Source organism: Methylophilus sp., assembly GCF_052173275.1.
Classification (GTDB): domain Bacteria; phylum Pseudomonadota; class Gammaproteobacteria; order Burkholderiales; family Methylophilaceae; genus Methylophilus.
On sequence record NZ_JBQMUL010000002.1, the window covers coordinates 2734832 to 2753044 of the forward strand.

The window sequence follows — 18213 nt, forward strand, 5'->3', positions numbered from 1 at the left end:
TTACTGGCAACCAAGTTGCTTGGTACCTTCAGCACGAATCTCAACGCGACGGTTAGGTTGCAGGCAAGAGATCAGTTTCTTGGATACTTTTTTACCTTCGCACTGTACAACTGGCTCAGATTTACCTTTACCTTCGGAAGTGATGATACCGCCATCAATACCTTGAGCGATCAGGTAATCAGATACTTGTTTAGCACGACGCTCAGACAACTTCTGGTTGTAAGCATCTGTACCGATACGGTCAGTGTGACCAGTTACGATCACAGCAGTGATTTCTGGGTTAGCCTTGATTTTAGCTGCGGTTTCTTCCAGAACTTTACGGCCTTCTTCACGCAGGTTAGCTTTATCAAAGCCAAACAGTTTTTCAGCACTGACAGTAACCACTTCGTTTTGCGGTTTGCAGGTAGGTGCTGGTGCTGGTGCTACCGGCGCTGGTGCTGGCTCAGCAGCCGCTACTGGTGCCGGTGCTGGCGCTGGTGTTGGCTCTTCAACTACTGGTGCTGGTGCGCCGAAACGGAAGATACCGCCCAGGTTTACCAGTGTGTTGCCGATAGTGCCTGAATCAGAACCATTCAAAGCGCCATTTGCGCTGAATTTCGCACGGCTCCACTGATGACGTACATCAGCCTGAATACCGAATTTGTCGTTAAACAAGTATTGTGCACCCAAACCAACGTTAGCTAACCATGATGTTTTTTTACCATCAAAGTCAGTACCTGGCAGAGAGTAATCTACATCGTTACGCGCTGCGCCAAGACCTGCTAACAGGAATGGACGGAATTTTTCGCGGCTGAATACATATAATGCATCCAGGCCCAAAGCTGTTTGCTTGTATTTACCACTTGCACCAGCAATGCCAGTATCTTCATCAGAACGGGTGTAGCCCAGACGACCCTGGATGTCCCAGTGCTCGCTCAGTTCTTTACCCAGTGACAAGAAACCACCACGGCCATTGTCAGCATCCAGATCATTGTCTGTGTTGATGTATGTCGCACCTGGCACTACATACCAAGCGCCACGGTACATATCTTCAGCTTGCGCAACTTGCGACGCTAATACAAATGCAGAAGCAATTGCCAAGCTTAAAAAATTCTTTTTCATTCATTGACTCCTTATTATTAGGCTTTAATAGCCACATCTTTGAAAAGACTTACAAGTTGAACTATACGCAAAGGCCAACCTTGACGCAACCCTCACCAGCATGCGAATCAAGTATTTATTGGCTTTGAGGCAATATTCAACAAAATTCCGACACTTTTGCCATGACCAGATGTAATTTTTCTTTAATCAGCGGCTGTTCTCTACGCTGATTCAGGCATAGACCGCTTCTGAAACCCAGATAATCCGGGGACAAATCGGCCAGAGAATCAAAGTGTTCCAGCTTTAAACCGCCTGCCAGGCCTACATATAGCCCAAGTGATTTTGCCGAACTGACAAAAAAATCCAGCAACGTCAGGCTAATCAATGCCGTTAAAGGCCTGGATTTTTGAATGGTGTCTACCATGACTCCCCAATAAGCGGCACTTGCCAGCGCCTGCAAGTGCTTGCCTAGGGTTTCTTTGCCTGAAAAATGATCTGCTGATAGCACGGCAATCAGTTTAATCTGCCGGATAAGGAACTCTTGAATCACGGATGCATATGCGGCGTCCGCCCAAATGGTTTGCGGGAGCTTAATGACATCCACACCTATCTCTATCCTGGATTGAATCAACCCGGCGAGCACTTCGGCTGACGGGCAATCATCACCTATGGTGGCACTGACAATAATGCCCGCTTGCGGGTGTTGCTGGCGGTAAAGATTGACCTCTTTAATGATGGATTCAGAAAGCGCAAGGTCTAGAGCGGCCAGCGCACCATGCGATGTTTCTTTCAAGTCTATCAACCGGACATCGGCTGACAATGCCATCTGCGCTTCAGCGACTGAACTCACACTCACTAACACCTGCATATGATTCAAGCCTGCTGCATGCCGCTCTGGCGTGCCAGATGGTTATTGACGCAATCGACCAGCCACTGCCAGGCTTCCAGCTCACGCTCCCCGGCGGTCTTGTCGATGGCAATTTGCAGGTATTGCATCTCCTGCGTGATTTTTTCGACCGGCAACATATGCAGGCGGCTCACCAACACTGCCAGCTCGATCACCGCCGCTTGCGCGCGATTGAAGCCCATAAACGGGCCATGCAAGGCACTTTCGACCACTGTCATCGATAATCTTGGACGCACTTCATCCTCTTCGACCTGATCGAGTTTTAATACATGATGGGTCAGGCAATCTTGCAGGCGCACACAGCCAGCTGCAACAGGCAAGGTGGCAAATTGTGTTTTCTTTGCAATGGCAGCGGCAAAGACGCGCACATCATCCGTGAGGTTTAACACGGCATGTCCGGTTTCAAGAATATTCTGCAAGGTGGCTGATGGCTTATAAGGCGAGATCATCACCTTGCCATCAAACCATTGCACACCGAATGGCGCTATATGCGCCTCACCCTGGGCAGAACAGGTAGTGACGATTGTTTCGTAGATCATGTAAGCATTTCGAAAATCATGGGGAATTATTCAGTGTCTGGCGCTTGGCCTGAATCAGGCGCAACGCGTGTATTATCCAAACGCTCTTTAATTGAGGCTTCGCGATGCGCGATCTTGGCTTGCCTGTTTTGCTGAATGGATGCCACGCCCCACTCCAGCATTTCATCCTGCACATAGCGTTTTTTTAACTGCCAGGCGATTTGCGCGCGGGCCAGTTCAACGCCCAGATAAAACGCATGCGAAGCATCATTCTGCAGATTCAAACCGGCATAAAAGCTAAAAGGGTCGGTGCCGTGCTGGATACCATCCCTGTTATAGACATGTACGCCCTGCTCACTGACCATGATCCTGAAACTCGGGTCTTTGATCTGGCTGGCCCAATCCATGATCTCTTCTGCGCTGTAGGGGAATGGCTTGCGGTCATGCAGGCCGAGCAAGCCGCTGGAATAGCCACGCGGCAAGCGTTTATCCTGGCTGGCACGGTACATGACGCGCCTGGCGATGTCTGCTTCTGCAATTGCCTCAGAAGCATGCGGGCTGACCGAAGTCGCCAGCACGGCATTGATATTTAACTCACTGATCACGCCAAATAAAAGCGCATTGACGCCGGTAGTATCAGCATCCGTCAATTCTGTCAGGTTGCCCACGCCCATCATCATCTCGATATCCGGGTAACGCTTGCGCAATTTATGATAGCGGACGATAGAGTCCGTCAGGCCAAAATGAATCGGATCGAGGATAGGGTCTGCAATAAAACGCCGCCCGCGCTGCAGGCAATGCTCAATCGCCCGCGTCAGACTGGCGACATTGGTCGGCTTGGCCGGAATCAGGATAGGTATAGACTCGACTTCATCAGCTATCCACAAATTATGCTCATGCAGGCTGAGCAGATAGTCAGCCCCGGCTTTACCTGCGGCCAGCAAGTCATCGTCACGCATGGAATCGACACTGACCTGAAAGCCTTCTGCTTTCAGCGCGTGGATGGCGGCGGACATATGCGCAAATGACTTACCTGGCAAACAACCAAGGTCGATGACATCGGCACCTTGCTGCTGAAAGTGCACGGCTTTGGCTACGATCTGCTCTACAGTCAGGTCAGGCGCATCCACAATTTCGGCAAAAATCGTCACGCTATGGCGCGTCAGGTCTGGCGCCTTGCCTTTTTGTCCGAAATATTGAGGTAGATCTTTCAAGTCTTTAGGTCCACGTTCTACCGGCACTCCCCATTGCGCCACTAACGGTTCGAGATCTCCCTGGCACAAGCCAGGCAAAATCACTTTGTCGATGTTCTCGACTTTAGGCACACGGCGCGCAATTAAAGATGGGGTCATTAACGCGGCCACCGACACGCCTATGTGTTTCACTTCATATTCAAATGGTGATTGTTTGCTATCTGCCAGGATAGACGCCAACACTTGATGCAGACTATGTTCTGCCAGTTTTCCGGTGAGGAACAGCAGTTTTGCCATAGCGCTAGTCTGTCAGGGAATCAGCGACCTGTACACCTGTGTGCAAATACAAATCATGATGCGTCGCCAGGCGCTGCATGATGGTAGATTGCAAATCAGCCATATTCTCCACCACAGCAGTATCAGCGAATAGCTTCAATTTCGCCACATTTTCCAGGTCGATCTGGCGCGGATAGACTTTGACCACATTATCGCGCGGCGCTTCAGATTCCAGTTCCGGGGCGGTATCACAGGCAAATACCACGCTATGTACACGTGTTTTACCTGCCTGGGCGAATAAATTGGTGACCAGGCTGTCCGAAAAACCATAAGCCATTTTGGCAATCGTATTAGACGTGGCAGGCGAGATCACCAGCGTGTGATACACGCCTTCGTAAAAACGCTCAACCGGAATGCTGCTGGCCGTTTTGTCTTGGTAGACCTTGTGGCCAGTGGCGTCCAACTGCGCCTGAAAACCATATTGCTTGATGATCTCGGCGGCGGCGCGACTCAGGTAAATATCCACATCCTGCAAAGTCTGCAGGATATCAAGAGACTCCCGCAGGTAATGGCCGGAACCGGTAATTGCCCAAGCCAATCGCTGTGCGTGCATCACTGAAATCTCTTAATCAGGCAAACGGGTGTTGCAGGACAATAGTCTCATCGCGCTCTGGACCGGTGGAGACAATCGCGATCGGCACACCGCATAAGGCTTCCAGGCGTTTGAGGTAGTGCTGAGCATTTTTTGGCAGGCCTTCCCAGGTTTTCATGCCAAAGGTGGTTTCAGTCCAGCCGGGTACGGTTTCGTAAATCGGTTCGCAACGGGCGACATCATCGGCACCGACAGGCAACATATCCACGACTTTGCCATCCAGTTTGTAGCCGGTGCAAATATCCAGCGACTCAATGCCGTCCAGCACATCCAGTTTGGTGATGCACAAACCGGTCAGGCCATTGATGCGGGCAGAGCGACGCAAAGCGGCAGCATCAAACCAGCCACAACGGCGTTTGCGACGTGTCACAGTGCCAATCTCCTGACCTACGGTAGACATCTGGTAACCAGGCACACCTTCGGTTTCAATATCCAGCTCGCTTGGGAACGGGCCGCCACCCACGCGGGTGGTATAGGCTTTGGTGATGCCCAATACATAATGCAGCATATTGGCACCTACACCGGTACCAGCAGAAGCCTGGCCAGCGATACAGTTGCTGGAAGTCACGTACGGATAAGTACCATGGTCGATGTCCAGCAAAGTGCCTTGTGCGCCTTCAAACAACAGATGCTCACCACGCGCATTCGCTTCGTACAAAGCGGCAGAAACATCTGCCACCATCGGTTTCAGCACTGCCGCATGCGCCATGCTGGCGTCATACTGCTGCTGAAAATCAACCGCCGTTGCGCCCAGATACTGGGTGAGTACGAAATTATGGTAATCCATCACTTCACGCAGCTTTTCAGCAAATCGCTCAGGGTGGAACAAGTCATACACGCGCAAGGCACGACGTGCGACCTTGTCTTCGTAAGCCGGGCCTATGCCTTTACCAGTGGTGCCGATCTTTTTCTCGGCACTGCGCTTGGCTTCACGCGCCAAATCTACTGCCACGTGGTGTGACAAAATCAATGGGCAGCCAGGGCTGACTTTCAAACGGCTTTTCACATCCAGGCCGCCCTGCTCCAGCGTGGCGATCTCATGCAGCAGATGCGTGGTATCCAGCACAACGCCGTTGCCGATATAGCAATTGACGCCATCACGCACGATGCCGGATGGCACCAGATTCAGCTTGTACACCTTTTGTGCCGCACCCTGGCCGACGACCAGCGTATGGCCTGCATTATGACCACCCTGAAAACGGACCACGCCCTGGGCGTGATCGGTCAGCCAGTCAACAATTTTACCTTTACCTTCGTCGCCCCACTGGGTACCAATAACAACGACGTTTTTTGCTTGCCTAGATTGTGTCATGTTCAATAATTATCTTGTCTAAAACGAAAATGGATTGCCAATTTAAAACGGCTTTAAACCGCAACGACCTGCCAGCGACCATCGACTTTTTCCAAAGTACGGTCGCATGCCAACTCAGAGTAATCCAGTAGTGAATCTGGCAAGGCTTCCACCACGATCTGGCCTTGCGCACGTAAGGCGTTGACTACCTCGGCCAACTCTCCATCACTGGAGACAGGGGCAAGAATGCCTTTATTCAAGGTGGCTGGACCCAATGCCTGCAAAGCGCCGCGCAAGTCCAGGCTAAACCCGGTAGCTGGCCGCGCACGCCCAAAAGCAGCGCCGACTTCATCGTAACGGCCGCCCAAGGCGATCGGTCCGGCGTATTCTTTGGCATACGCTGCGAACACCATGCCATTATGGTAGTGGTAGCCGCGCAGTTCACTGAGGTCTATGGTCACCGTGACTTCGTCGTTACTCAATGCAGCCGCCACCGTTGCCATCTCATGCAGGGCTTGTTCAATTTCCGGCGAATCGGGTAACACATCACGCGCTTGTTCCAGCACTTCTACCCCACCGCTTAACTGGGTCAGTGCAATAAAAGCCTTACGCGATTTTTCAGACAGATTGGTGATCAGCTCCTGCACGCGCGAAACATCTTTCGCCTGCAAGGCGATCTGTAATTCACGCTCTTGCTGGGTGCCCAGCTGCGCCATATGCGACAAGCTGGCAAAAATAGCCACATGGCTAAGGTCAACAAACAAGGTACGCATACCTAGCAGTTGCAAAGCCTTGACCATCAAGCGCTGCACTTCGATATCGCTTTCAATCCCGGCATGGCCATAGATCTCGGCGCCCAGTTGCAGCGGCTCACGCGTACGTGCCAGCCCATCAGGCTTGGTGCGCAACACGGTGCCGGCATAACACAGGCGGGAAACGCCTTGATGGTTGAGCATATGCGCGTCGATACGTGCCGCTTGCGGAGTCGTATCTGCACGCAAACCCATCAGACGGCCAGTGAGCTGATCTACGACTTTAAACGTAGCGATATCCAGATCATGGCCGGTGCCGGTTAACAATGACTCGACATATTCCATCATAGGCGGCATCACATACTGATAGCCATGTACGCGGAATAAATCGAGGATTTGACGACGGTAGGATTCGAGACGCGCCGCCTCAGCCGGCAACACATCTTCAATATATTCGGGAAGTAACCAATTATGCATACCGTTATTATACCTGCAAACCCCTGCCTTAGACATGGCTTTAGCGTTGGGAATGGCTTGTGATGGCGTGAGCAGCACGTAAAAAAGGCACACTAAATAAGCGTGCCTTTAAAATATCCATAAAGGTAATTAACGGTTAAGCCACAGAACAAGCAGACCGATCGCGGCTGAAAGAAAACCGATAAAACGTATCTGTCCATCCCTTAGTTGCAGCAATTTTTCAAAGGTTTGACGCCAAGCTTGCGTAAATAGCAACGGCATCAACCCTTCAATCAACAACAGGCCGCCAATCAGCCACCACCAGTTCATACAATGACCTTATGACTGGACTAAATTATTTTTTACCCGCATTACGCATATATTTAAAGAAGTCAGAACTCTGGTCTATCACGAGTACGTCAGATTTGCTCTTGAAGCTGTTTTTATAAGCTTCCTGGCTACGGTAGAACGCGTAAAACTCAGGGTTTTTGCCAAATGCCTGCGCATAGACTTCCGAGGCTTTGGCATCGCCTTCACCTTTTACTTTTTGCGCTTCACGATAAGCTTCGGCAATGATCACTTCACGCTGCTTGTCTGCATCGGCACGGATCTTCTCGGCAGCCGCTGCACCCTGTGAACGCAACTCATTGGCAACAGATTTACGCTCGGCTTCCATACGTTGATATACCGACTCACTGACTTCTTTAGTCAGGTCTACCCGGCGCAGACGTACATCCAGTATCTGGATACCCATCTGGCGACTTTCCTTGTCGGCACGCTCACGCAGGATATTCATGATCGTCGCACGCTCACCGGAAACCACGTCGTGGATATTACGCTTACCTATTTCCGCACGTAAACCGTCATTGACCATTTGCGAGATGCGGCGCTCGGCCTGCACCTCTTCACCACGCACTGAGACGTAGTATTTAGCCGGGTCGATAATGCGCCATTTAATGAATGAATCCACCAACACGTTTTTCTTTTCGCTGGTAATAAAGCGGTCAGGCTCTTCCCAGTTCAGGGTCAGGATACGTTTATCGTAATAACGGATATTTTCCACCATAGGCATCTTGAAGTAGAGGCCAGGTGTTTTTTTGACCGATACGATTTCGCCCAGGCGGAATACCAGTGCAAACTCGCGCTGATCAACTGTATATGCGGATGAAGTGATCACCACCAGCAATACAAATACCCCGATTAATATGCTTCCAATATTTCTCATGTTCTTTTTCCTTCAGGGCAAACTAGCGATATTCGCGATCACGGCTACGCATGGCATCGCGTGTGCGATCTAGGACGCCAGCATCGGATTGTGAGGATTCCTGCGCCGGTTTTTCAGCGGCAGGTGCAGCGTTAGTACCGCCACCCGCGCCACTAGCGCCCATCAACTTATCCAGCGGTAAATAAAGCAGGCTGTTGCCACCTTTTTGATCCACCAGCACCTTGCTGGTATTAGACAAAATGTGCTCTTGTGCATCCAGGTACAAGCGCTGACGCGTCACTTCTGGCGCCTTGTTATACTGGGTCAGAATCTGTTCAAAGCGGTCCGCGTTACCTTTGGCTTCATTTTCAACGCGCAACTTATAACCGGAAGCTTCTTCACCCAGACGCGCTGCCGTACCACGCGCTTTTGGAATGACGTCATTGGCGTAAGCCTGACCTTCATTCTTCTGGCGTTCCAGATCCTGCTTGGCTTTAACTGCATCATCAAACGCAGCTTGCACCTGCTCAGGTGGCTGGGCATTCTGCATGGTGACGTTGACGACATGCACGCCGGACTGATAACGATCCAGCATCTCCTGCATCAGCTTTTTCGCCTTGGCAGCTACTTCGTCGCGGCCTTCATACAACACGAAATCCATTTTACTTTTACCGGCGATTTCACGAATCGCAGTCTCGGCAATACCGCGCACGCTTTCTTCAGTTGAACGGTTGCTAAACTGGTAGTCTTCAACTGATTTGAGGTTGTATTGCACAGCCACTTGCAGATCGATGATGTTTTCATCATCGGTCAGCATCAATGATTCACGTGGCTCTTTACTGCGGCCAGATTCCCCTTCAAACGAGCGATAGCCCAGTTCTATGGTGCGCACTTGCTCGAGGTTGACATTTTCAACCGTTTCAATCGGGAAAGGCAGGTGCCAGCGCGGACCAGGTGTAGTGGTTTCCACATGCTTACCGAAACGCAACACGACGCCACGCGAACCCTGATCCACGATATAAAAACCGGAACCAAGCCAGATCAAAGCCACCAGGCCCAGGATCGGTGCGATAGGTAAAGGCTGTGGCGCAGGGCCACTCGCACGAGGGCCACCCTGCCCGCCTTTACCACCAAACATACGATTCAGCTTTTGATTCAAATCCTTGAACACCTCGTCCAGATCGGGCGGGCCTTCGTTATTTTTATTCCAAAAGCCTGGAAACTTTCTCATTCTTGTACTCCGTGTTTTCTATTTCCGGTTAAACGTAAGCACGCTCTTCCGTACTCAGTTTCTTCAAATGTTGTTGATGCTCTAGCAGAGCCTGACGTAAATCTTCGATACCAATACCGTCTTTGGCCGACACGCGAATTGTACTGATATTACCATACTCGTCCCTGTCGATTCCCGGCGCCATGCCCATGCGGTCAATCTGATTCAGCACCAGGATCTGCGGCACCTGGGCAGCACCGATCTCATTCAGCACAATATTGACCTGTTCAATCTGGTTGTCGCGGTTAGGGCTGGCCACATCCACGATATGCAATAACAAGTCAGCTTGTGAGGCTTCTTCCAGCGTGGCGCCAAAAGCTTCAATCAGTGTGGTTGGCAAATGTTTGATAAAGCCGACAGTGTCTGAAATGACGACCGGGTACCCCTCAGGCAAATGCATTTTGCGTGAAGTGGTATCCAGCGTGGCAAATAACTGGTCAGCGGCATACACACCGGAGTGTGTGAGCCGGTTAAACAAGGTGGATTTACCCGCGTTGGTATACCCGACCAGGGAGACGGTTAGCAAAGGAGACCGTTTGCGGGCGCGGCGTTGCATGCCGCGCTGTTGTTTCAGTTTTGCCAGCTTTTCGCGCAATTGCTTGACGCGCACACGCAGCATGCGCCTGTCCAGCTCCAGCTGCGTTTCACCAGGGCCACCACGCACACCGATACCGCCCTTTTGACGTTCCAGGTGGGTCCAGCCGCGTACCAGCCGGGTTGATAAATGTTCCAGCTGCGCCAGTTCAACCTGCAACTTGCCTTCATGTGATTGCGCACGCTGGGCAAAAATCTCCAGGATCAGGCCAGTGCGATCGACCACACGGGCTTCCAGGAATTTCTCCAGATTGCGTTGTTGCGAAGGGCTGAGGTCGTGATTAAAGGCGGCCACTTTACTTTCGTAGGTGGCCATCAGGGCTTTCAGCTCATCTGCCTTGCCTGAACCGATGAAAAACTTGGGATCAGGAGACTGACGTTTGCCTTCAAGCGTAGCAGAAATATTTAATCCGGCAGTGCCGGCAAGGTGGCGGAGCTCTTGTAAACTTTCTTCATAATCAGCATCACCAAAATTGATACTGACCAGAACGACAGCATCTCCGCCGCTAGGTCTATCAAACATGCATTAAGATTCTTGTGCGGGTTCGTGTGGTCCTAAATTAACAGGACGGGCTGGAACGATGGTGGAAATAGCGTGTTTGTATACCATTTGCGTGACAGTGTTCTTCAGCAAAATGACATACTGGTCAAACGAATCTACCTGACCCTGTAACTTGATACCGTTTACGAGATAAATGGACACTTGAACATGCTCTTTCCTCAAGGCGTTCAGAAAAGGGTCTTGCAGCATTTGGCCTTTATTATTCATCGAATTGCTCCTTCATTGTTTTAATCATATATTGGAGTTTTTATTATGTTGAACACCAATCCCTTACAGTGACTATGATTGTACTAATTTGTTCCAATTTCAATGCCTGTGCATTATTTTTTTGGAAATAATGTACGAATGCGCTGTAAACAGGACGCTTTGCCTAGTATCGACATCACTTGATCGATGCTGGGTGACTGCGCAATGCCGATCAAAGCCACCCGTAATGGCATCGCCAGTTTGGGGAATTTGATCTGTTGCTCAGCGACGACCTGGTTCAGGCCATCGTGTAATTTATCGGCAGTCCAGTCAGAATCTTTAATCTTTTCCAGGAAGCTTTCGATATAGGCAGCTGTTTCCGGCTGGATATGCTTGGTGGCATCAGCTTCGTTGGTGACAGGCGTCTGGTAAAAGAAGGCGATCTCGCTTGCCAGCTGGTTTAGGTTATTGGCGCGCTCACGGTAAAGGTTAAGCACAGCCAGCAAGTCCGGTGATTGCGTATCGCTGATGCCCAATTTGGCCAGGCGCGGCTTCACTTCTTCGGCGATCTGTTCTAATGGCAATGTCTTGATGTAATGCGCATTCAACCAATTGAGTTTTTCGGTATTGAATTGCGCGGCAGATGGCGTGATATGGTCCAGGTCAAACCACTGGCAGAATTGCGTCATATCAAACACTTCATCATCACCATGTGACCAGCCCAGGCGTGCCAGGTAATTCAGCACCGCTTCACGCAGGTAACCATCTTCGTGGTATTGCATCACGCTCACAGCACCATGGCGCTTGGAGAGTTTCTGGCCATCATCGCCCAGGATCATGGATAGATGCGCATACTGAGGCACTTGCGCGCCCAGCGCCTGCAACATATTGATCTGGCGCGGGGTGTTATTGACATGGTCATCGCCGCGTATCACTTGCGTCACGCCCATTTCCCAGTCATCTACCACCACACAGAAGTTATACGTCGGCGTGCCGTCGCCTCTGGCAATGATCAGGTCATCCAGCTCGGCATTGGCGATCTCGATACGGCCTTTGACCATATCGTCCCACGCCACCACGCCCTCTTGCGGGTTTTTAAAACGCACAACGGGCGAGATATCCTTAGGCGGTTCCGGCAACACTTTGCCAGACTCAGGCCGCCAGCGACCATCGTATCTTGGCTTCAAGCCTTGTTGCATCTGGCTTTCACGCAACGCATCCAGCTCTTCTTTACTGCTGTAACAGTAATAGGCCTGGCCTGCGTCCAGCATTTTGCCTATGGTGGCTTTGTACGTGTCCATGCGCTGCATCTGGTAGTAAGGGCCTTCATCATGATCCAGTTCCAGCCAGGCCATGCCATCCAGGATCGCCTGTACGGCTTCCGGTGTAGAACGTGCAACATCCGTATCTTCTATCCGCAGGATAAACTGGCCACCGTGACGTTTGGCATAGGCCCAGGAAAATAATGCGGTACGCGCGCCACCAATGTGCAGGTAACCTGTGGGACTAGGCGCAAAACGGGTTTTAACGACTTGTTGCATGATGACTCTCTGAATTTTTAAGCAAGGTATTTTAACATGTTGGCGCTACTCATGCCGCGCCCTGCTTTTTTGCATATGGGCAGATTGAAGCGCGCTGACAAACGCGTTATCATGCGTCCATGATGCAGCCTAACCCTTCCAGCAGCGAGATTCACGTCGGTGAGCTTTACGGCAAACCGGCCATGCCTGGGCAAACCAGCGTGATTTATCATGTGGTTGCCGTACACAAACTAGGCATCACCCTGCAAAACATGGATAACCCATTAAGCCAGTTTGAAACGACTGAAAAAAAACTGCTACAGTCTGGCTATGTCAGGCTTAGCCAGACGCCTTATGTGAATCTGGCACAGACCGGAAAACGTAAAAATAGCGAATCAAAACTGAAACGCTGCCCTTATACACTGGATATCTTTGCTGACCGCGCGGATTGCGAACGGCCACAGCTAACCCAGGCCGCCTGATAAGAATCAAGGTTTTGCTCACTTCTGCAAAACTGCTTCCGCAGAATGGCGCGAGTGTCAGCCTCACGCAATCTGGAAGTGATTTCAAATAAACAATAGATTAAATAAAAAAATGCCGCAATTGCGGCATTTTTTATAGCTATCTCATCAACTAAAACTCAGGCGGCGCGCCTATCAAATCATGCCCTTGCGCATCGACGATCTGCACATCGACAAAATCGCCAGGGCTAATACCGTCAGCATCCTGCAGGTAAACAATGCCATCGATTTCCGGCGCATCTGCTTTGGTTCGCGCAATGGCGATCACATTGCCAGCGTCATCTTCGGTCAGTTCATCGACCAGCACAGTTTGCAGGCTACCGATCTTGGCTGACACTTTGGCGGCACTGATGCGCTCCTGCACTTCCATAAAACGACTCAAGCGCTCTTTCTTGATTTCTTCCGGCACCTGATGATCTAAAGCATTGGCTGTGGCGCCATCGACTGCAGAATAGGCAAAGCAGCCAACGCGGTCCAGTTGCGCCTCTTCCATAAAGTCGAGCAGCATTTTAAAGTCATCTTCTGTTTCACCGGGGAAACCGACAATAAAGGTACTGCGGATGGCGATTTCCGGGCAAGTCTCGCGCCAGGCTTTAATGCGCGCCAGGTTATTCTCGCTGCTGGCCGGGCGTTTCATGGCTTTAAGAATGCGCGGGCTGGCGTGCTGCAATGGCACATCCAGATACGGCAGAATCGCGCCTTCTGCCATCAACGGGATCACTTCATCGACATGCGGATACGGATAGACATAATGCAAACGTATCCATACACCCAACTCACCCAATGCCTTACTCAGCGCTGTCATATGGGTTTTTACCGGCCTGCCGTTCCAGAAACCGCTACGGAATTTCATGTCTACGCCATAGGCCGAAGTGTCCTGTGAAATCACCAGGATCTCTGAAACCCCGGCATTGACCAGGTTTTCGGCTTCATTCATCACATCACCAATCGGGCGGCTGACCAGGTCACCACGCATGCTCGGGATAATGCAGAAACTGCAACGGTGATTACAGCCTTCCGAGATTTTCAGGTAGGCATAGTGTTTGGGTGTCAGGCGCACGCCTTGTGGCGGCACCAGGTCGGTATACGGATCATGCGGTTTCGGCAAATGCGTGTGCACATGGCCCATGACTTCTTCCAGCGCATGCGGGCCGGTGACAGCCAGCACGCTAGGGTGTGCGCCAGTGACCACATCTTTTTTTGCGCCCAGGCAGCCAGTCACAATCACCTTGCCGTTTTTGTTCAGCGCTTCGCCAATCGCATCCAGCGACTCCTGCACCGCAGAATCAATAAATCCGCAGGTGTTCACCACCACCAGGTCAGATTGCTCGTAGCTGTTACTGATCTGGTAACCCTCAGCGCGCAACTGGGTCAGGATACGTTCTGAATCCGAGCCAGCCTTGGGGCAACCCAGTGACACAAAACCAACTTTAGGCATCGTCTGCATAAATAAACCCTTTTAACCTTCTACCAGTAGTTTGGTAACAGCGACCGAAGCCACACCCAAAGTAATCAACAATAATTGCAACAGCGTATCGCGCAGTGCGGTGCGTTTGTGCAAGCCGGGAATCAGATCCGCCACCGCCACATATAACATGCTGGAAGCCGCCAGACTCAGGATATAAGGCACCCAGTGCTGCACCATATTCAGCCCTGCATAAGCGATCAGGCCACCTGCGAGCGTCGCCAGGCTGGAGGCGATATTGAACAGGAACGCTTTGCGCTTGCTATAGCCGGAATGTAACAAGATCAGGAAATCACCGACTTCCTGCGGAATCTCGTGTGCAATGATCGCCAGCGCCGTCACTAGCCCCACCTGCATATCGACCATAAACGCGGCACAGATCAATACACCATCGACAAAATTATGGAAGGTGTCGCCTATCATGATCATCATGCCGCTACGGCCGTCATCATGATGATGGTGATGACTCATGACTTGTGGGGTGTCGACTGATACCGGCCGGAACTTGATCGCCCCTTGCGGTGCTTTTATCTTTTGCTCAGATGCCTGGCCTGGATGCAGTTCCGGGCAATGCGCTTCGTCATGCATGGCATGCATTTCACAGTGCTCACCATGGCAGTGCCGCCATAGCACCAGTTTTTCCAGCGCAAAAAACAGCAAAATGCCGAACAACATGGTGGCCGTCATCGCTTCGATATTGGGGCTGGTTTCAATCGCGTGTGGCAATATCTCCAGGAATACCGCTGCCAGCAAGGCACCGATCGCATAACTGACCAACAGCGGCACCCACTGCTTTTTGGCATTGAGCGCAAACAAGGCAGCCACTGATACGCTTAACACGCCTCCAGCCAGGCAGGCGAGCACCATCCCGGTCAAGGGTGACATGGTCGCCAGGGTGGCAGTCAAAGAGGGTGAGAAATTAATCATGCATAGTTTGTAGAAATGAGGCGGGCATTATACGTGAGTTCTGCCAAAAATGAGCATAAACAATCAGTTATCGTCACTGCCAAACTCTATGAATGACGCAATGACAAAGCCGCTGACTGTTACTAGCATCGGTGCCGACTATGCTGAGTATCTGCAAGCTGGCGCGGGCGACTACGCATGCGTTGCTGCGTCATGCATGCTTGTCTTGTGTGTCAGCAATCAATGTGGGTAAGTCATTCACAGCGGTACAGCTTTGCCAATGTGGTTTTTTCAGCGAAGCATCGGCGGCATAGCCCCAGGTCACCAGCACAAAATCCATCTGGTGCGCATCTGCCGCCTCGCCATCTTCCAGACGGTCGCCAATATACAGGCACTCATCGATCGGCAATGCCAGGTCTTGCACGATGCGGCCCACCATATCGGCTTTGCAACGCAAGGCAGGCTGAAAGTAATCCAGTGCAAAAACGCCAGAAAAAAACACATCCCATTGCAAATGATGGATGATTTTCTCGGTCGGGAACAAACGCTTGTTGGTCGCAATATACAGCTGATAGCCCGCATCATGCAGCTGTTGCAACAGATCGCTCACACCTTCAAACACCACAGATTTCAGGTAGCCGGTACTGTCGTAATGCTGTTTAAAGGCCGTCGCCAGCGCTTGCAGCAGTGCGTCATCGTCACGCCCGGAAAGCATCTTCAGGCTTTCAATCAGTGGCGGGCCGATGACATCACTGGTTAAGGGCATTTGCAGAGGCGTGTCTGTTGTTTTAAAAGCCTGGTCATAGCCTTCGAGGATGCTGGGGGCAGAGTCAATCAAGGTGCCGTCCAGATCGAAAATCAGATGTTTTTTCATGAAGTATGCGTGTCTCAAACTGCTGGAATACTGGTCAATGACTTTTAAAACCAATCTTCCAATTTATTAATTACGTGAATGCCGGGGAAAACCCTATTCCGGCCAGACCCTACTCTAACCAGATCATGGTCGCCATGCGGCCGGTATCGCCATCGCGCCTGAAGCTGAAAAACGTGTCCGGGTCATGGTAGGTACAAAGGCCGCCTCCATAAATCTGCTGGATTCCAAGTGTGTTAAGTCGTTGCCTGGCAATGGCATATAAATCCCCCAGCCATTTGTCCCCATGCGGGCGGAAGGCAGTATCGGCTTTTGCATCCTGCGCGACGAATTGCGCACGTACTTCGCTGCCAACTTCAAACGCATCCGGGCCTATCGCTGGGCCCAGCCAGGCTATTAACTGCCCGGCTTCTACCGGCATGGCGTTGACAGTAGCTTCAATCACGCCGTCACACAAACTGCGCCAGCCGGCATGGATGGCTGCTACGGCAGTGCCGGCTTGATCGCACAATAATATCGGCAAACAATCTGCCGTCATCGTCACGCAAACCACATCACTACGCGTCGTAAAACTGGCATCCGCGCTTTCCAGGCAACTGGCGGCACTGGCATCAATCACGCGTATGCCATGCACCTGTTGCAGCCAGACTGGTTCAGTCGGCAAAAACGGGCTTAATGATTGGCGGTTGTGCGCGACGTGTAATGGATTATCTTTCACGTGATCGCCCAGATTCAGGCTGGCGTATATGCCTGTGCTGACGCCGCCTGCGCGCGTGGTTTGCAATGCTTTGACATTGGCAGGCGCTGGCCAGTCCGGCGTGATGAATGCAGGTTTAAGCATCATCCTCGTCCGCTAGCAGTTCGTCATCATCCCACTCTTCGCCCTCTTCCAGGCCATCATCATCAAGGTCGTCATCGCCCCAGTCTTCATCATCTTCGCCGATGAATAATCCGTTTTCGTCCACATTGAGGTCAACTGGCGACATGGGCTCATCAGGCACTTCAGTGGCGCGCATGGCTTCGAGCAAAGCACGCATATCATCCGCCAGCTCGATTTGCCACTCCATATGCTCATTGGTGACCGGGTGCGTCAGGCCCAGTTTGATGGCATGCAGTGCCTGACGTTTGAAATCACCGATCACGGCACGTAACTCGGTAGACATCATTTTGTGCGGAATGATATTGCCGATGCCATATAAGGGGTCACCCACCATAGGCGCTTTTAAATGCTGCAAATGCACGCGGATCTGGTGCGTGCGTCCGGTTTCAAGGTTACAGCGCAAATAGGTATTAGTGCCGAAGCGTTCCAGCACCTGATAATGCGTCACGGCAGATTTACCCCGTCGTATCACCGCCATTTTGACACGCTGGTGCGGATGACGGCCTATCGGCTGATCCACCTTGCCACTACGCCACAGCTGGCCCCAGACGATGGCGCGGTACTCGCGCTTGACCGAATGCGCTTGCAGCTGGCGTACCAGACTGGTTTGCGCTTCCAGTGTTTTCGCCACCACCAGCAAGCCGCTGGTATCTTTATCCAGCCGGTGCACAATACCAGCGCGTGGCACTTCCTTGAGTTGCGGCCGATGGAACAGCAACGCATTTAACAAGGTGCCACTCCAGTTTCCGGCAGCAGGATGCACCACCAGGCCGGCAGGCTTGTTGATCACGATCAGGGCGTCATCTTCGTACACGATATCCAGCGGGATGTCTTCGGGTTCAAATGCGCTGTCTTGCGCATTCACTGGTGGCGTGACGGTGATATTCTCGCCACCCCATACTTTGGTTTTAGCGATAGGCGCTTTGCCATCCAGCAACACCAGGCCTTCTTTGATCCAGCCCTGTAACCGGCTACGAGAATGGTCAGGCAGCATTTGCTGCAAAACCAGATCCAGCCGCTGCCCGCCAAGGTTGGTGGGTACGACCAGATGTAAGGAAGCGCTTTCTTTCATATTTTCAAACGGCATCAGTTATAATGCCCTGAGTTTC

19 protein-coding genes are annotated in these 18213 nt (G+C 51.6%); 1 reads left to right on the top strand and 18 read right to left on the bottom strand.

Going from position 1 to position 18213, the window contains the following annotated elements; all coding sequences use genetic code 11:
* The 13 genes from ACTS9Y_RS14280 to gltX form a co-directional block, all read right to left on the bottom strand.
* Entirely contained in the window at nt 1-1101 is a 1101-nt protein-coding gene (locus ACTS9Y_RS14280; protein ID WP_442586578.1) for an OmpA family protein, read from the bottom strand.
* Nucleotides 1102-1237: 136 nt separating this feature from the next.
* On the bottom strand, nt 1238-1936 hold the full coding sequence (locus tag ACTS9Y_RS14285; RefSeq protein ID WP_442586579.1) for a (5-formylfuran-3-yl)methyl phosphate synthase: 699 nt from the start codon (nt 1934-1936) through the stop codon (nt 1238-1240).
* 17 nt (nt 1937-1953) lie between these two features.
* A complete protein-coding gene (locus ACTS9Y_RS14290) occupies nt 1954-2526 on the bottom strand; it encodes a DUF447 domain-containing protein (RefSeq protein WP_442586580.1) in 573 nt (190 codons plus the stop codon).
* A 26-nt stretch (nt 2527-2552) separates the two neighbouring features.
* Nucleotides 2553-3995, bottom strand: coding sequence for a DUF6513 domain-containing protein (locus tag ACTS9Y_RS14295; protein WP_442586581.1), 1443 nt, complete (start codon nt 3993-3995; stop codon nt 2553-2555).
* Nucleotides 3996-3999: 4 nt separating this feature from the next.
* Complete coding sequence (locus ACTS9Y_RS14300; protein ID WP_442586582.1) at nt 4000-4587, bottom strand: flavoprotein; 588 nt, start codon at nt 4585-4587, stop codon at nt 4000-4002.
* 16 nt (nt 4588-4603) lie between these two features.
* Nucleotides 4604-5938 carry an adenylosuccinate synthase gene (locus ACTS9Y_RS14305; RefSeq protein WP_442586583.1) on the bottom strand — a complete coding sequence of 445 codons (1335 nt, stop codon included), beginning with the start codon at nt 5936-5938 and terminating at the stop codon, nt 4604-4606.
* 53 nt (nt 5939-5991) lie between these two features.
* Nucleotides 5992-7146 carry an ATP phosphoribosyltransferase regulatory subunit gene (locus tag ACTS9Y_RS14310; RefSeq protein ID WP_442586584.1) on the bottom strand — a complete coding sequence of 385 codons (1155 nt, stop codon included), beginning with the start codon at nt 7144-7146 and terminating at the stop codon, nt 5992-5994.
* 129 nt (nt 7147-7275) lie between these two features.
* Nucleotides 7276-7455, bottom strand: coding sequence for a DUF2065 domain-containing protein (locus tag ACTS9Y_RS14315; RefSeq protein ID WP_442586585.1), 180 nt, complete (start codon nt 7453-7455; stop codon nt 7276-7278).
* Nucleotides 7456-7480: 25 nt separating this feature from the next.
* Nucleotides 7481-8350, bottom strand: a complete 870-nt coding sequence (gene hflC, locus ACTS9Y_RS14320) for a protease modulator HflC (protein WP_442586586.1) — start codon at nt 8348-8350, stop codon at nt 7481-7483.
* A 22-nt stretch (nt 8351-8372) separates the two neighbouring features.
* Nucleotides 8373-9560, bottom strand: a complete 1188-nt coding sequence (gene hflK, locus ACTS9Y_RS14325; protein ID WP_442586587.1) for an FtsH protease activity modulator HflK — start codon at nt 9558-9560, stop codon at nt 8373-8375.
* 28 nt (nt 9561-9588) lie between these two features.
* Nucleotides 9589-10716: a GTPase HflX gene (gene hflX / locus ACTS9Y_RS14330; protein ID WP_442586588.1), complete on the bottom strand. Its 1128-nt coding sequence runs from the start codon at nt 10714-10716 to the stop codon at nt 9589-9591.
* Between the two features lie 3 nt (nt 10717-10719).
* On the bottom strand, nt 10720-10962 hold the full coding sequence (hfq, locus tag ACTS9Y_RS14335; RefSeq protein WP_306390195.1) for an RNA chaperone Hfq: 243 nt from the start codon (nt 10960-10962) through the stop codon (nt 10720-10722).
* Between the two features lie 113 nt (nt 10963-11075).
* Entirely contained in the window at nt 11076-12482 is a 1407-nt protein-coding gene (gene gltX, locus ACTS9Y_RS14340; protein WP_442586589.1) for a glutamate--tRNA ligase, read from the bottom strand.
* 119 nt (nt 12483-12601) lie between these two features.
* Here gltX and ACTS9Y_RS14345 point away from each other — a divergent pair, with 119 nt between their 5' ends.
* Entirely contained in the window at nt 12602-12943 is a 342-nt protein-coding gene (locus ACTS9Y_RS14345) for a hypothetical protein (RefSeq protein ID WP_442586590.1), read from the top strand.
* 151 nt (nt 12944-13094) lie between these two features.
* On the opposite strand, the gene rimO is transcribed toward ACTS9Y_RS14345, so the two are convergent.
* From rimO to rluD, 5 genes are all read right to left on the bottom strand, one after another.
* Complete coding sequence (gene rimO, locus ACTS9Y_RS14350) at nt 13095-14429, bottom strand: 30S ribosomal protein S12 methylthiotransferase RimO (RefSeq protein ID WP_442586591.1); 1335 nt, start codon at nt 14427-14429, stop codon at nt 13095-13097.
* Nucleotides 14430-14441: 12 nt separating this feature from the next.
* Entirely contained in the window at nt 14442-15332 is an 891-nt protein-coding gene (locus tag ACTS9Y_RS14355; RefSeq protein ID WP_442586962.1) for a ZIP family metal transporter, read from the bottom strand.
* 232 nt (nt 15333-15564) lie between these two features.
* Nucleotides 15565-16227 (bottom strand): HAD family hydrolase, encoded by a 663-nt coding sequence (locus ACTS9Y_RS14360; RefSeq protein ID WP_442586592.1) that lies wholly within the window; start codon nt 16225-16227, stop codon nt 15565-15567.
* 109 nt (nt 16228-16336) lie between these two features.
* On the bottom strand, nt 16337-17068 hold the full coding sequence (gene pgeF, locus ACTS9Y_RS14365) for a peptidoglycan editing factor PgeF (protein WP_442586593.1): 732 nt from the start codon (nt 17066-17068) through the stop codon (nt 16337-16339).
* Entirely contained in the window at nt 17058-18191 is a 1134-nt protein-coding gene (gene rluD / locus ACTS9Y_RS14370) for a 23S rRNA pseudouridine(1911/1915/1917) synthase RluD (protein WP_442586594.1), read from the bottom strand. Before rluD ends, pgeF begins: the two co-directional genes overlap by 11 nt.
* Between the last annotated feature and the right edge of the window lie 22 nt (nt 18192-18213).